Source organism: Roseateles sp. SL47 (assembly GCF_026625885.1).
Classification (GTDB): Bacteria; Pseudomonadota; Gammaproteobacteria; order Burkholderiales; family Burkholderiaceae_C; genus Roseateles.
Window position 1 is genome coordinate 1,258,933 of record NZ_CP113068.1, and the last position, 14,057, is coordinate 1,272,989.

Below are 14,057 nucleotides of genomic sequence, written 5' to 3' on the forward strand. Positions count from 1 at the left end.
GGGACAGGCGTCTCTCGCTATACCATTGGACAAACAACCCATCCTTACCATGCCCGTCGATCCACAACTGCGTTCGTTGGACATCGAGATTCCCACCCAGCCGGAAGTGCTGGTGAAGCTCTCTTTGCTCATGGCAGAGGAGGACATCGACCTCCAAGCCGTTTCCTCCCTGGTGGAGACCGACATGGCCCTGGCCGCCGCCGTGATGAAGGCGGTCAACTCCTCGCTGTACGGCCTGCGGGGCCGGGTGCAGACCGTGCATCAGGCGCTCACCTATCTGGGCATGCGCGAAGTCGCGGCCATCACTTTTGAGATGGGCCTGCGTGCCGCCTTCCCGCCGGCTGCTGAACTCGAACCGATCTGGTCACGCGCTGCCAAGCGCGGCCTGCTGATGGGCCGCATGGGCCAGATGCTGGGGGTGGACCCCTGGGCGGCGCACTCGGCCGGCCTGTTTGAAGAATGCGGCAAGGCGGTGCTGTACCGTCATGCGCCGGGCCACTATCCGGCCATGTTGCGGGCTGCGGGCACCGATGTGGAACTGGCACAGCTGGAAAGCACCGCCTTCGGCGTGAGCCATGACAAGCTGGGGGCAGCCCTGTGTGAGAGCTGGGGCCTGGCGCCCGCAGCGGTGAGCAGCGTCAGCCACCATGTGGAAATTCAACGGGACCTGCGCATGCCCGACACCATGCAGCGCCGCGGTGTCGGCGCCATCTCGCTGGTGGCCTGGACCTTGATGAACGACCCGACGCAGCTCGACGAGAACATCATGTTCATCGCGCCGCAGGCCCAACTGGACGAAACCTTGGTGCTGCGTGCAGCGCGCAAGGTGGAAGAGCAGTTGCAGCAGGCGGAAGCCCAGGGCCGCTGAAGGCCGCTGAAGGCCAGCGACACCACGGGCCTCACGGCGCCAGGCAGATCCGATCCCTGCCGGTGTGCTTGGCCAGATACAGCGCCTCATCCGCCGCCTGCAGCAGCGCCTGGCTGCTCAGGTAGGGGCGGCCGGGCTGGTACGCGGCCAGCCCGATGCTCACCGTCACCCAGTCCTCGTGTGTCCCGTTGCGCTGGGCGGCAGGACGCGCTCCATGCGGGAGGGCCAGCGCACGCAAGGCGTCCCGCACCGTCTCCAGGCGGTCCTGGGCCGAGCGCACATCCAGCCCCGGCATCAGCACCACAAACTCTTCACCGCCCAGGCGGGCCACCACGTCGGTGTCGCGCTGGAACTGCTCCGCCAGCAGATGAGCAAGGCGCCGTAGCAGCTCGTCGCCAGCGTCCCGGCCGTGGCGCTCGTTGTAGGGCTTCAGGTTGTCCACATCCAGCACCGCCAGTGCCAGCCGTCCCTGCTCCCGCTGCACACGCTTGAATTCACGCCGCAGGGCCAACTCAAATTCCCGGCGGTTCGAAGCCCCGGTCAAGGGGTCGTGTCGCTCCAGGGCCGCCAGTTCACGGCGTTTGGCCTCCAGCGATCGTTCCACCTCCGCCAGCCGGTGATGCTGGCGCAGGATCTCGTCCCGCAATTGCCGCCCGCGTGTCTGCTCCCGCTGCAGTTCGCCCCCCAGGGTGCTGTGCACATGCGCAAACGCGCGCTCCAGTTGCAGGACCTCATGCGGCCCGTGGTCGTCGGGCTCCAGCCACGAGAGCGACTGCGGCGGCATCGTTGCCTCGAAGCGATTCGCTTCCTCGGACAGCCTGCGCAACTGGCGCAGCAGCCAGCGGTCCAGCAGCACGGCGGCCGCGAGCCCCAGCAGCAGCACCAGCAACAGATGGATCAAGGCGCTGCGCAACAGCGCATCGTGTTGCAAGGTCTGCAGCAAGGACACGCCCTGGGCCTGGACCTTCACCGCACCGCCACTCGCGCCCAGCGGGAATTCAGCGCTCGGGCCGGGGTCCCCACCGTCATCAGCCTCTGCGCGGATCTGCTCGCCAGTGCGGGTCATCAGCTCGATGCTGCGCAAGCCATGCTGCCGGACGATGTGCTCCAGCAGGGCGCGAATCGCTTCCGGCGGTTGCCCCAGGCTTTGCACCAGCGGCGCGGTGTAGAGCAGTGGGATGGCATGGAGATCACGATCCAGCTGCTGCGCGCGGCGGCGCAGGTCTTCGCGCAGATCCCAGCCTGTGGAAGCGGCTGCAAACAGCAAGCCCACCACGAACAACGCCAGCAGCGTGCGTGCACCGACCGAGACGCGAATGGCCTTTGGGGTCATGGGGTTCTGCAGCAACGATCTAGAAACATTGTGCATTTCCAGACCCTGCATCCTCTCCGGGGAAACGCGCACGCTAGCCCCCTTCGAGGGGGGCACGACGCATACTCTCTTCTGAGGATGCCCACACGCGGCTGACTTATGCCTGCAAGGTCAGCGTGCTGGTGAACTGCCGCAGGCGCCCCGTGAGCGGGTCCGTGAAGCCAATTTGACGCGCAAGCAGTTGCAGGGGATGAGAGAAGTCGGGCACCTCTTCCACGGGCTGCAGCACCGGATAGATGCGGTCGCCCATCAAGGGCAGGCCCAGCGCGCACATCTGCGCTCGCAGTTGATGCTTGGCGCCGGTGCTGGGCCGCAGCTCATAACGGGCCCGACCGCCGGGCAGGTGCTCCATCAGGCGCACCTGGGTGAAGGCATTGGGTTCGCCTTCCACCGTCTGCATCTGCATGAAATCCGCCGGATGCTCCTGGAGCCGGGTGGCCAGATCCATCGGAAACGCCAGCGTGTCGGACGCGGGCGCGATGGCCTCATAGACCTTGTCCACCTGACGGTCCCGGAACAGCCGCTGATACGCATCGCGATGGCTGGCCTGCACCGAGAACAGCACCAGCCCGGCGGTCTCGCGGTCCAGGCGATGCAGCGGGCTGAGGTCGGCAATGCCGGTCATGCGCCGCAGGCGGGTGAGCAGCGTTTGCTGGACATACCGACCTTTGGGCGTCACGGGGAGGAAATGCGGTTTGTCCGCCACCAGCAGGTCATCGTCCTGATGAAGGATGCGGACCTCGCCGGGCACCTGCGGCTCGTTGGCCAGCCAGCGCCAGTAATACAGGCGCTGGCCCTGGCAGCGGGTGAAGGCGGTGTCAGGGGCCAGCGGCTGGCCGTGATCGTCCAGCACCTCGCCGCGCGCCATCCGCTCCGACCAATCGTCCCGCGTCACCAGCGGCAGCCGATGCGCGAGGAAGTCCAGCACCAGCGGCCAGGGGCCTGGCGTGCAGGCCAGCGCGGAGGCGGCGACACCATCACGCAGCGGGAGCGTCAGCTTGGGGGGACGTGCCATGGCATCGATTGCTGATGTTGTGCCGACGAATGTGCCGACTACTGCGCTGACTACTGCGCTGACTACTGCGCCGGTGCTACGCCGCTACTGAGCCGCGACCAGACTGTGGTCCAGCCGCAGCCCTGCACAGCCGGTTCGCAAGGATGACCGACAAGCCGTCCGTTGGCGGCCTGGTCTCAATCGCCCTCGACCCACTCGACCTTGGCGCCCAGGCGGGTGATGTTCTCCGCAAATTGCGGATGCGCCCGGCGCACCGGGGTGGCGTTGTGGATGACCGACTTGCCGGGGATGCTGGCAGCCACCATCAGCAGGGCGATGGCCACGCGGATGATGTAGGGGCTTTCGACTTCCGCCGGCGTGAGCGGCTTGCCGCCGAAGGTCACCATGCGGTGCGGGTCCGACAGGAAGGCGTGTGCGCCGAACTTGGACAACTCGGTGGTCCAGCCCATGGCGCCGTCATAGACCTTGTTCCAGAACATCACGCTGCCTTCGGCCTTCACGCCCAGGGCCACGAAGATGGGCAGCAGGTCCACCGGGAGGTAGGGCCAGGGCGCGGCTTCCACCTTCTGCAGGATGTTGCGGGTGAAGGGTTCCTTGACCTTGAGCTTGCCGTTCACCACCGCGCGGGACCAGCCGTCCTCATGGAGGATCTGCACGCCGAACTTGGCAAACGTGCGGTCGATCAGCGGGAACTGCTCGGGGTGGGAATTCTTGACACGCACGTCGCCGCCGGTGATGGCGCCCAGGGCCAGGAAGGTGACGATCTCGTGGAAGTCTTCGGCAAAGGTGAATTCGCCGCCGCCCAGGGTGGTCACGCCGTGGATGGTCAGGCGCGAGGTGCCCAGGCCTTCCAGCTTGGCGCCGAGCATCTGCATGAACTGGCAGAACTCCTGCACATGCGGTTCGCTGGCGGCGTTCATCAGCGTGGACGTACCGTCGGCCAGAGCGGCGCACAGCACGAAGTTTTCGGTGGTGGTGACCGAGGCGTAGTCGGTCCAGTGGTCGTTGTGGCGCAGCTTGCCGTCCACTTTCAGCAGCAGGCCGTCGGAGGCGCGGTCCACCGAGGCGCCGAAGCGCTCGAACACTTCCACATGAGGGTCGATCTCGCGGGCGCCCAGGGTGCAGCCCTTGACATCGTCCTCAATGCGGGCGGCGCCGAAGCGGGCCATCAGGCCGGGCACCAGCATGATGGAGCTGCGCATTTCTTCCGGCAGGTGGTCCTTGGCGGGGTCGAAATGGGTGTCCTTGTGATGCAGGTCCAGAATGCCGGAGGTGAAGTCCACCGACACGCTGCTGCCGAGTTGGCGGAAGACTTCCAGGATCTTCTTGACGTCGGTGATCTCGGGCACGCCATGCAGCCGCACGGGTTCCCGCGTCAGCAGCGTCGCGCACAGGATGGGCAACACGGCATTCTTGTTGGCCGAGGGAACGATGCGGCCCTTCAGGGGGGAGCCGCCGTGGACGATGAGGTTGGACATGGGCCGCGCGAACCGTTAGGAGCAATCAGGCCACGATTATCGACGCAGCGCCGAAGACCGCCCAGGCTTGGCGGTCATCCATTCACCGAAATTCACGAACTGCTGCCGGGATCAAGCCGACGCGCGCGTGCCAGGCGCCAGGCCTCGGCCGGATCGTCGCCATAGACGTCTTCGGCGGTGGTGGCCGTTTCGCGGCGCTGGGTATCGATGGCGATGCGCTTGTCAAACACAAAGCACTCGCCGAGCCAGTCGGCCTCGGCGTCTGGCATCTGCTCGAAGTAGTTCACGATGCCGCCCTCAAGCTGGCGGACCTGCAGGCCCTGGTCCAGCATCCAGCCGGAGAGCTTCTCACAGCGGATGCCGCCGGTGCAGTACATGGCGACCGTTTTTCCTTCGCGTTTCCAGGTGTCGGCGTGGGCCTGGACATAGGCGGGGAAATCGCGGAAATGGCGCACCTGGGGGTCGATGGCGCCGGCGAAATGGCCCAGTTCAAACTCGAAGTGATTGCGGTTGTCCAGCACCACCACGTCCTCGCGCCGGATCAGTTCCCGCCAGTCCTGCGGGGACACATGGGTATCGGGCCGGTCGGACAGCCCGGACACGTTGGGCAACCCGAACGCCACCAGTTCCGGCTTTTCATGGACCTTGAGCAGCGTAAATGGACGGGTGGTGCAGAAGCTGCGCTTGAAATGCAGCGAGGCCAACGGCGGATGACGTCGCAACGCCGCCTCGAACAGGGTCAGCGCGACCACCGGCCCGGCGATGGCGCCGGTGATGCCTTCCGGTGCGAGCAGGATGTTGCCCCCGACCGACCGCCCCAACTGCACATGGACATCGCGCAGCTGCTGGGCCAGCGCGGCGGTCTCGTCCATGGGCACGAACTTATAGAACGAGCTGTGCTGATACTCGACCGAACCGGCCGCCATTCCGCCCGCAGCGTCGCTGCTCCCACCTCCCTGCTGCGGAGCTTCAGAGTCGGAGATCGGAGAATGGGTGGAGCCGGGATGGGGGGTGTCGGACATGGACATCACAAAGAAAAACGAAGTGCCGCGCCCTGCGGATCCGGATGCGGGTGCCCCAGCCCAAGCCAAGGACCTGGTAGATCTCGCAATTGCGCTCCTAAGGCCGGCCACGCACCCTTTGGCGCTGCAGCCCAAGCAGATCGAATCGTACCGGCTCCCCGAGCCCTGCCCGCCCCCGATCCCAAATCCCCGCCCCGCGCCCCGGGGCCCAGGAGCGAAGCGACCGGGGGCCCCTCCTCCAGCCACGCCCGCGGAACTGGCTCCGCCAGGCCGCTGGGCGGCGCCCCTTGGGGGCAGGAGCGAAGCGACTGGGGGGCCTAGAATCTTGCGTTTTGGATAAACGAGAACCCATGGTGTCCGACCGCCTTGCCGTCCTGCCGCAGTACCTGATGCCCAAACTGCTGCTCACTCGCATGGCCGGACGGCTCGCCAGTGCCGAGCTGGGGGGCTTCACCACCTGGACCATCCGTCGCTTCATCGACCGCTACGGCGTCAACATGAGCGAAGCGGCCGAGTCCGATCCGGCCGCTTATCCCAGCTTCAATGAATTCTTCACCCGGGCCCTGAAGCCCGGCGCCCGCCCCCTGGCGCAAGCCCCGCTGATCTGTCCCGTGGATGGCGCCATCAGCCAGTTCGGTCCGGTGCAGGCCGAGCAGATCGTCCAGGCCAAAGGCCACAGCTACACGGTGACGGCGCTGGTCGGTGGTGACCAGCCACTGGCGGCGCGATTCCGCGACGGCCATTTCGCCACCATTTACCTCAGCCCGCGGGACTATCACCGCATCCACATGCCCTGTGATGGCCGGCTGGTGCGGATGATCCATGTGCCGGGGGACCTGTTCTCGGTGAACCCGACCACTGCGCGAGGGGTGCCGGGGCTGTTTGCCCGCAATGAGCGGGTGGTGTGTCTGTTCGAGGGTCCGCATGGGCCCTGGATCATGGTGCTGGTGGGCGCCACCATCGTGGGTTCGATGGCGACGGTGTGGCACGGGGTGGTGAATCCGCCGCGGCCGGGGCGGATCCGGACCTGGCACTACGATGACGAACGCTTCAGCTATGCCCAGGGGGACGAGATGGGTCGCTTCCTGCTGGGCTCGACGGTGGTGATGCTGTTTCCCAAGGAGCAGGCGGTGACGTTCAACCCGGAATGGGCTCCGGGCGGTGCTGTCAGGCTTGGGGAATCGATGGGCCCCCCAGTCGCTGCGCTCCTGCCCCCAAGGGGCGCCGCCCAGCGGCCTGGCGGAGCCAGTTCCGCGGGCGTGGCTGGATGATGGGCCCCCCAGTCGCTGCGCTCCTGCCCCCGAGGGGCGCCGCCCAGCGGCCTGGCGGAGCCAGTTCCGCGGGCGTGGCTGGATGGCCCCCCAGTCGCTGCGCTGCTGGCCCCATGAGGGGCAGTGGCTGGTGGGGCTGCACCTCTGTCGTTGGGTGCTGGGGCGCTGGGATTGGGGGAGAATCAGGGTTTGTTGAGCGATTCTGCGAGCGAAGGCCTCCATGACTGTGCGTGTCCTGACCGGCATCACCACCACCGGTACCCTGCATCTCGGCAACTACGTCGGCGCCGTGCGCCGGGCCATCGCGGCCAGCCGGGAACCCGGTGCCGAAAGCTTCTTTTTCATGGCGGACTACCATGCACTGATCAAGTGCGATGAGCCCGACCGCATCGAGGCCTCCCGGCTTCAGATCGCCGCCACCTGGCTGGCCGCCGGCCTGGATACCAGCCGCGTCACCTTCTATCGCCAAAGCGATATCCCAGAAATCCCGGAACTGACCTGGCTGTTGACCTGCGTTACGTCCAAGGGCCAGATGAACCGCGCCCACGCCTACAAGGCCTCCGTCGATGCCAATGTGGCCGCCGGTGAAGACCCGGACGCCGGCATCACCATGGGCCTCTACAGCTATCCCATCCTGATGGCCGCCGACATCCTGATGTTCAACGCGCACCGCGTGCCCGTCGGCAAGGATCAGGCACAACACATCGAGATGGCCCGCGACGTGGCCCAACGCTTCAATCACACTTTCGGCAAGGGCGAGGAATTCTTCGTGCTGCCCGAGGCCAGCATCGACCAGGAGATGGAACTGCTGCCCGGCCTGGACGGTCGAAAGATGTCCAAGAGCTACGACAACGTCATTCCGCTCTTCGAAGGCGGCGCCAAGGCGCTGCGCGAGGCCATCGCCCGCGTCGTCACCGACTCCCGCCTGCCCGGTGAACCCAAGGAGACCGAAGGCTCCCACCTCGTGCAGATCTACGACGCCTTCGCCACCCCCGCTCAGCGCCAGACCTTCCGCTCAGCCCTTCACGGCGGCCTGTCCTGGGGTGAGGCCAAGCAGCAACTGTTCGATGTGATCGACGCCGAAATCGGCCCGATGCGCGCCCGGTACGACGAATTGATGGCGCACCCCGAACGCATCGAAGACATCCTGATGGAAGGCGCCGCCAAAGCCCGCGCCATCGCCGGCCCGCTGCTGCAGCGCTGCCGCGAAGCGGTGGGCCTGCGTCGCTTCCAGGTGCGTGCCGCCCCGGTGACCACCGCCGTGAAGGCCAAGGCGCAGGTGCCCAGCTTCAAGCAATACCGCGAAGCCGATGGCCAGTTCTACTTCAAGCTGCTGGCCGCCGACGGCACCCTGCTGCTCCAGAGCCTCGGCCTGGCCCAGGGCAAGGACGCTGGCCAGTGGGTCGCCCGCCTCAAGCGTGAAGGCCAGGCCGCCCTGGCGGACGCACCAGTGGTGCGCGAGGCCGATGAGGCGACGCTGGCCGCCGCGCTGGAAGCGCTGGTCACCGCAGAACAGCAGGCCGCTGCCCACAAAGCCTGATCAGCGTCAGGTCGCAAGCTCGAACCACACGACCGACACCCCGCCCGCGCTGCTTTCAGGGTCTGCCCCACCCGCCGCTGGGGTGTCGCAGTTGTGCGATCGGCGTTCTCGGTCCACTTCTTCACACTCAAGGCGTTCTCGGTCTGGTCGGAAGACCGCAGGCCACGTAGTCTTGTATGCAAGACGCCGCTGGCGTTGGAGAACCTCTGCCATCTTCCTCCACAGTCATCGGAGTGTGATGCGGTGGATGTGGGCGGCGCCCACCCCTCGCAGCGCCCGGTAGTTGCAAGTAAAGCTCGATCCCGCGATGGGTCCGGCTGTGGCGGACGTGTTGCAGAGGGTCTCGCCGGTTTTCCTTTTTCAACCCGCTTTTCAGTCGTCGTATTGCTCCGATGCCCAGAGCGTTCCCCGCTCTGAGCGCCCCTGGAGGCTGCCTCACGACCGACCTGCCGCCGGTTCGGGCCGTCGCATCAGCGACCCGCCCGCTCCCAAGCCGGTCCCGGTTGGAGGGCCGCTTCGAGACCCGGGGACGCGCCCTTGGCGGGCCGGAGCGCAACGACTGAGGGGCCAACAGAAACTTTGATGTCCGTTCCTCGCTTGTCGTCCGATGCCCTGGCCCTTCAGCGCCTCTATCACTGGGAGGATGAAGCGCCGGACCGTCTCACGCTGCGCCAACCCATGGGCGACGGCGAAATCAAGGACTTCACCTGGCGGGAAGTGGCCGACCAGACGCGCCGCATGGCTGCCTATCTCAAGACGCTGGGTCTGGAGCAGGGCTGGGCCCCGGGCAGCCGCATCGCCATCCTCTCCAAGAACTGCGCCTGGTGGCTGATGAGCGATCTGGCCATCTGGATGGCGGGTTATGTCTCGGTGCCGCTGTATCCCACCCTGTCGCCGGACACGGTCCACCATGTCCTGACGCACAGCGAGGCGCGCCTGCTGTTTGTGGGCAAGCTCGACGGTTGGGAGTCGATGAAAGCGGGTGTACCGGCCGGCGTGCGCTGTGTCAGCTATCCGGTTTCGCCGGAGCAGGCCCAGGATGACTACGACACCTGGGACGCCATCTGCTGGGACACCGACCCGCTGCGCGGCCGCCCCACCCGCAGCCCGGACGAGCTCTGCACCATCATCTACACCTCCGGCACCACAGGCGCGCCCAAGGGCGTGATGCACAGCTTCGCCGGTTTTGCCTGGGCCATTCATTCCGGCCTGCGCCGGGTGAATCTGAATGCCGAGGACCGCATGTTGTCCTACCTGCCGCTGGCCCACGTGGTGGAGCGGGTGCTGGTGGAACACGGCTGGCTGCGCACGGGCCTTACGCTTTATTTCGCCGAGAGCCTGGACACCTTTGCGGCCGATCTCCGGCGCGCCCGGCCCACCGTGTTTTTCTCCGTCCCCCGTCTGTGGACCAAGTTCCAGCAGGGTGTATGGGCGCGCTTGCCGCAGGGCAAGCTGGAACTGCTGCTGAAGCTGCCGTTCATCGGCAATCTGGTGCGTCGCAAGGTGCTGACCGCCCTGGGCCTGGACCAGTGCCGCCTGGCGGCTGGTGGCGCGGCGCCCATGCCGGTGGCGCTGCTGCGCTGGTATCGCGCGCTCGGCCTGCCGATCAACGAGGGCTACGGCATGACGGAGAACCTGGCGGTCTCCCATATCACCACGCCCGGCGAGGACCAGACCGGCACGGTCGGCCCCGCGTATGACGGCGTGCAGACCCGCCTGGACCCGATCACCGGCGAGCTGCAGATGAAGAGCCCCGCGCTGATGCTGGGCTACTACAGGCAGCCTGAGCTGACTGCCGAAACCATCACGCCGGACGGCTGGCTGCACACCGGTGACAAGGCCGACATCCTGACCAAGGGTTCGGTGTCGGGCTGCGTGCGTATCACCGGCCGGGTGAAGGATCTGTTCAAGACCAGCAAGGGCAAATACGTGTCGCCCGCACCGATTGAAGATCGCCTGGGCGCGCATCCGCTGCTGGAGGCGGTGGTGGTGGCGGGTGCGGGGCTGTCCCAGCCGGTGGGCATTGCCATGCTGTCGGCAGAGGCGGTCAACCAGGTGGCCACGGCGGGCGGACGCGAAGCGCTGCTGGCCGGCCTGGCCACGCATCTGGCGGCCGTGAATGCCAAGCTCGATCCGCATGAGCAGCTGGATCTGCTGGCGGTGATGACCACACCCTGGACGGTGGACAACGGATTGGTAACGCCCACCTTCAAGGTGCGCCGCCCTCGGGTGGAAGAGGTGTTTGGGCCGAAGCTGGAGGGGTGGGTCGCACAGCGCCGCAAGGTCTTGCTGGCCGATTGAGCCCGTCTGCCGCATGATGGGCGGCATGAAACGAGGTTCTCTCAAGCGCTGGGCGGCCCTGCTCAAGGGCGAGCTGCTCACCGTGTTCTATGCCGCCCGGGACCGTGAGGCACCCTGGCCGGCCCGATTGCTGGCGCTGGCTGTGGCGGCCTATGCGCTCAGCCCCATCGACCTGATCCCGGACTTCATTCCAGTCATCGGCTGGCTGGATGACCTGCTACTGGTGCCGCTGGGCTTCTGGCTGGTGCTGCGCATGATGCCGGCGCCGGTGATTGCCCGGGCGAGGGAGCGCGCGGCGTTGCAGCGGGCGCGTCTGCCGCGCCATCTCCGGATGGCGGCGGCCGTTGTGGTGCTGTGGGTGTTGCTGGTGGTGCTGCTGATGGTCTGGTGGTTCCGGTCCGGCTGACGCGGTCACAGGGCTGCATCCACGTGCTGACTGCCGCATGGGCCCGGTCATGCTGCCGTCATGGCACGCCCAGACCTCGCTGCTGGAGGGTGTCGGCGACCCAGGCAACAGACACCCGCATCCGGGCAGAGACGTAGCGGTGGGGCGAATACACCACATCGACCGGGACGGCGGGCCCCAGTCGTGTCGCGCCTGCCCGAGCCGCTGGAGATCCAGGGTTGCGGGTGTGGCTTGGTGGGCTGCGGCGTTGGAGCCTGGCGCGTGAAACTGGTTATGTGTCCGTCTGAATGACAGAACGCAGTTTGGGCGATTCTCGTATCAATAGTGGGTGCACGGGTATTCTTGTGGTGCCCCAAAAACATAACCCTTTGGCAGATCCGAAAATCTCCCAAAGGGTATGGAGGGGGCCGGCGGCGGTGCGAGGAGGAGTGCGGAGATTCACCGCCGCCGACCAAAACATATTCATTCAACGCCCACCAGGGCGTTACCCAGCCCCCCGCAGACCTGGCCCCGCCACCCCATAGCCCGACAGGAGCGTCAGCGACGGAAGGGCCTTATCCAGCCACGCCCGCGGAACTGGCTCTGCCAGGCCGCTGGGCAGCGCCCCCTGGGGGCAGGAGCGGTAGTGACTGGGGGGCGAATCACCTCCGCGCCACGGTCGTCGCGGGGGCTTGGCCGCCGAAACGCTTCACCAGGGTGGCGTAGTAGGGCGACTGGCGCAGTTGCGTGTACTTGGCTTGCGCCTGCTCACGGCGGGCCACGTCGTAGCCGTAAGACTCCGATTGCTCCACAGCCGCCAGGCCGGATTCACGATAAATCTGCAGGTCGGCCAGCACCTCCGCACGGCTCACCTGGCTCGGCGTATTCACCGGCTGGAGATGCGGGTTGTCATTGGCCATTGCATTTCCGGCCACAGCGGCCACAGAAGCAAAAACGACAGCAGCGATGATGTTCTTGGTGCTCATGATGATTCCTTTCAAATTCAGCCTCAGGGCATTTTGCGAAGGGGCTTGAGCGGTTTCGACAGCTCGAAATTGATGTGTCGATGGCGTAACGATAGAGGATTAGGGTTCACCCTTAAATCCATCTCGCCGCAACACACCGTTGAATGATTTGGAACAATCCAATCGGCCTTCGCCCAAGCTCCCCCACCCTGTCCGGCATCCGACCGATCCGTCGGAACCGCACAGATGTGCTTTCCCCGGGGCGCCCGGTTTTGACTTTCAGTGTGCGATTGGCGTGGGCCGAGGCCCGCTGAGCGCCAGTCAGTGCGCCCAGCGTTCATGACCCTCTGGCGAGCGTCTGCAGCCTTCAGATCGTGAGAGTAGGCTTGCCGCCATGAACAGTCCTCAACCCTCAGCCGCCGTGGCGTCCGGCAGAATCCCCGGCCATTACACGCCGCACGAGAAACGCGACCGCATCATGGCGATCGTCGGTGCGTCGTCCGGCAACCTCGTGGAATGGTTCGACTTCTACGTCTACGCCTTCACCTCCATCTATTTCGCACACGCCTTCTTCCCCAAGGGCGATCCGGTGGTGCAGCAGCTCAGCAGTGCCGGCGTGTTCGCGCTGGGCTTCCTGATGCGCCCCATCGGCGGCTGGCTGTTCGGCCGCATCGCCGACAAGAAGGGCCGCAAGACGGCCATGATGATTTCGGTGCTGATGATGTGTGGCGGCTCGCTCGCCATCGCAGTGATGCCCACCTACGAGACACTCGGGGTGATGGCCCCCGCCCTGCTGCTCCTGGCGCGCCTGTTCCAAGGCCTGTCGGTGGGCGGTGAATACGGCACCAGCGCCACCTACATGAGCGAAGTGGCCCTGCGTGGCCAGCGCGGCTTTTATGCCTCGTTCCAGTACGTCACCCTGATTGGCGGGCAGTTGCTGGCCGTGCTGGTCGTGGCCATTCTGGAGCAGACCCTCACCGATGCGCAGTTGCACGACTGGGGCTGGCGCATCCCCTTTGCGGCCGGCGCCGTGACGGCCGTGGTGGCCTTCTACCTGCGCCGCTCGCTCAACGAGACCGCCAAGGCCGAGCAGTTGCAAAGCAAGACGGCCGGCACCATGGGTGAGCTGTTCAAGCATCACTGGAAGGCTTTCCTGATCGTGCTGGGCTTCACCGCAGGGGGCTCCTTGGCCTTCTACACCTACACCACCTACATGCAGAAATACCTGGTGCTGAGCGCCGGCATGGACAAGAAGGTGGCCAGTACGGTGATGCTGACGGCACTGTTCGTCTACATGTGCATGCAGCCGCTGTTCGGTGCGCTGTCGGATCGCATCGGACGCCGCACCTCGATGCTGCTGTTCGGGCTGCTGGGCATGTTGGGCACCTGGCCCATCCTCTCCGCGCTCAAGACCATCACCAGCCCCTATGCCGCTTTTGGCCTGATCATCCTGGCCATGGCCATCGTGAGCCTCTACACCTCCATCGGCGGCTTGATCAAGGCAGAGATGTTCCCGCCGCAGATCCGCGCCCTGGGCGTCGGCCTCTCCTACGCCATCGGCAATGCGGCCTTTGGCGGATCGGCGGAGTACACCGCGCTCTACCTCAAGAGCATCAATCACGAGAGCCTGTTCTACATCTACGTCTCGGTGATGTGCGGCTTTGCCTTCCTGGTGTGCTGGCTCATGCCGGACCTGCGCAAGACCGGTTATTTGAACGAAGAGCACTGAGCGGAGCCGTTCGGCGGGGAGCCGTGACCCTTCGCGGCTGCGGCTGCGGCTGCGGCTGCGGCTGCGGCTCTGGCTCCAGCCCCAGACCGCACATCCGTCCCCGCGCCGGTG

11 protein-coding genes are annotated in these 14,057 nt (G+C 66.0%); 6 read left to right on the forward strand and 5 right to left on the reverse strand.

The window, feature by feature from the left end; genetic code table 11:
* Positions 1–49 precede the first annotated feature (49 nt).
* Positions 50–868, forward strand: coding sequence for an HDOD domain-containing protein (locus OU995_RS05520; protein WP_267834530.1), 819 nt, complete (start codon positions 50–52; stop codon positions 866–868).
* Positions 869–899: 31 nt separating this feature from the next.
* On the opposite strand, the gene OU995_RS05525 is transcribed toward OU995_RS05520, so the two are convergent.
* The 4 genes from OU995_RS05525 to OU995_RS05540 all read right to left on the reverse strand — a co-directional run bounded on the left by OU995_RS05525 (position 900) and on the right by OU995_RS05540 (position 5,755).
* Complete coding sequence (locus tag OU995_RS05525) at positions 900–2,201, reverse strand: GGDEF domain-containing protein (RefSeq protein ID WP_267834531.1); 1,302 nt, start codon at positions 2,199–2,201, stop codon at positions 900–902.
* Between the two features lie 136 nt (positions 2,202–2,337).
* Positions 2,338–3,255, reverse strand: coding sequence for a pseudouridine synthase (locus tag OU995_RS05530; protein WP_267834532.1), 918 nt, complete (start codon positions 3,253–3,255; stop codon positions 2,338–2,340).
* Positions 3,256–3,431: 176 nt separating this feature from the next.
* On the reverse strand, positions 3,432–4,733 hold the full coding sequence (locus OU995_RS05535) for a UDP-N-acetylglucosamine 1-carboxyvinyltransferase (protein WP_267834533.1): 1,302 nt from the start codon (positions 4,731–4,733) through the stop codon (positions 3,432–3,434).
* 92 nt (positions 4,734–4,825) lie between these two features.
* Complete coding sequence (locus OU995_RS05540) at positions 4,826–5,755, reverse strand: rhodanese-related sulfurtransferase (RefSeq protein ID WP_267834534.1); 930 nt, start codon at positions 5,753–5,755, stop codon at positions 4,826–4,828.
* A 353-nt stretch (positions 5,756–6,108) separates the two neighbouring features.
* On the opposite strand from OU995_RS05540, the gene asd reads away from it, so the two are divergent.
* The 4 genes from asd to OU995_RS05560 all read left to right on the forward strand — a co-directional run bounded on the left by asd (position 6,109) and on the right by OU995_RS05560 (position 11,273).
* Positions 6,109–7,026 carry an archaetidylserine decarboxylase gene (gene asd / locus OU995_RS05545; RefSeq protein ID WP_267836188.1) on the forward strand — a complete coding sequence of 306 codons (918 nt, stop codon included), beginning with the start codon at positions 6,109–6,111 and terminating at the stop codon, positions 7,024–7,026.
* Positions 7,027–7,246: 220 nt separating this feature from the next.
* The gene (locus OU995_RS05550) at positions 7,247–8,566 is read left to right on the forward strand and encodes a tryptophan--tRNA ligase (protein ID WP_267834536.1); all 1,320 of its coding nucleotides are present in this window, start codon (positions 7,247–7,249) and stop codon (positions 8,564–8,566) included.
* A 582-nt stretch (positions 8,567–9,148) separates the two neighbouring features.
* Positions 9,149–10,867 carry an AMP-binding protein gene (locus OU995_RS05555; protein WP_267834538.1) on the forward strand — a complete coding sequence of 573 codons (1,719 nt, stop codon included), beginning with the start codon at positions 9,149–9,151 and terminating at the stop codon, positions 10,865–10,867.
* A gap of 25 nt (positions 10,868–10,892) precedes the next feature.
* A complete protein-coding gene (locus tag OU995_RS05560) occupies positions 10,893–11,273 on the forward strand; it encodes a YkvA family protein (RefSeq protein ID WP_324288710.1) in 381 nt (126 codons plus the stop codon).
* Positions 11,274–11,914: 641 nt separating this feature from the next.
* On the opposite strand, the gene OU995_RS05565 is transcribed toward OU995_RS05560, so the two are convergent.
* The gene (locus OU995_RS05565; RefSeq protein ID WP_267834540.1) at positions 11,915–12,238 is read right to left on the reverse strand and encodes a DUF4148 domain-containing protein; all 324 of its coding nucleotides are present in this window, start codon (positions 12,236–12,238) and stop codon (positions 11,915–11,917) included.
* Between the two features lie 373 nt (positions 12,239–12,611).
* Here OU995_RS05565 and OU995_RS05570 point away from each other — a divergent pair, with 373 nt between their 5' ends.
* Positions 12,612–13,946 carry an MFS family transporter gene (locus tag OU995_RS05570; protein ID WP_267834541.1) on the forward strand — a complete coding sequence of 445 codons (1,335 nt, stop codon included), beginning with the start codon at positions 12,612–12,614 and terminating at the stop codon, positions 13,944–13,946.
* The last annotated feature ends 111 nt before the right edge of the window (positions 13,947–14,057 follow it).

Excerpts from the sequence above, each read along its gene's own strand:
- OU995_RS05520 (WP_267834530.1), top strand. The coding sequence starts at position 50 with ATGCCCGTCGATCCACAACTGCGTTCGTTGGACATCGAGATTCCCACC.
- OU995_RS05525 (WP_267834531.1), bottom strand. The coding sequence starts at position 2,201 with ATGACCCCAAAGGCCATTCGCGTCTCGGTCGGTGCACGCACGCTGCTG.
- OU995_RS05530 (WP_267834532.1), bottom strand. The coding sequence starts at position 3,255 with ATGGCACGTCCCCCCAAGCTGACGCTCCCGCTGCGTGATGGTGTCGCC.
- OU995_RS05535 (WP_267834533.1), bottom strand. The coding sequence starts at position 4,733 with ATGTCCAACCTCATCGTCCACGGCGGCTCCCCCCTGAAGGGCCGCATC.
- OU995_RS05540 (WP_267834534.1), bottom strand. The coding sequence starts at position 5,755 with ATGTCCGACACCCCCCATCCCGGCTCCACCCATTCTCCGATCTCCGAC.
- OU995_RS05550 (WP_267834536.1), top strand. The coding sequence starts at position 7,247 with ATGACTGTGCGTGTCCTGACCGGCATCACCACCACCGGTACCCTGCAT.
- OU995_RS05555 (WP_267834538.1), top strand. The coding sequence starts at position 9,149 with ATGTCCGTTCCTCGCTTGTCGTCCGATGCCCTGGCCCTTCAGCGCCTC.
- OU995_RS05560 (WP_324288710.1), top strand. The coding sequence starts at position 10,893 with ATGAAACGAGGTTCTCTCAAGCGCTGGGCGGCCCTGCTCAAGGGCGAG.
- OU995_RS05565 (WP_267834540.1), bottom strand. The coding sequence starts at position 12,238 with ATGAGCACCAAGAACATCATCGCTGCTGTCGTTTTTGCTTCTGTGGCC.
- OU995_RS05570 (WP_267834541.1), top strand. The coding sequence starts at position 12,612 with ATGAACAGTCCTCAACCCTCAGCCGCCGTGGCGTCCGGCAGAATCCCC.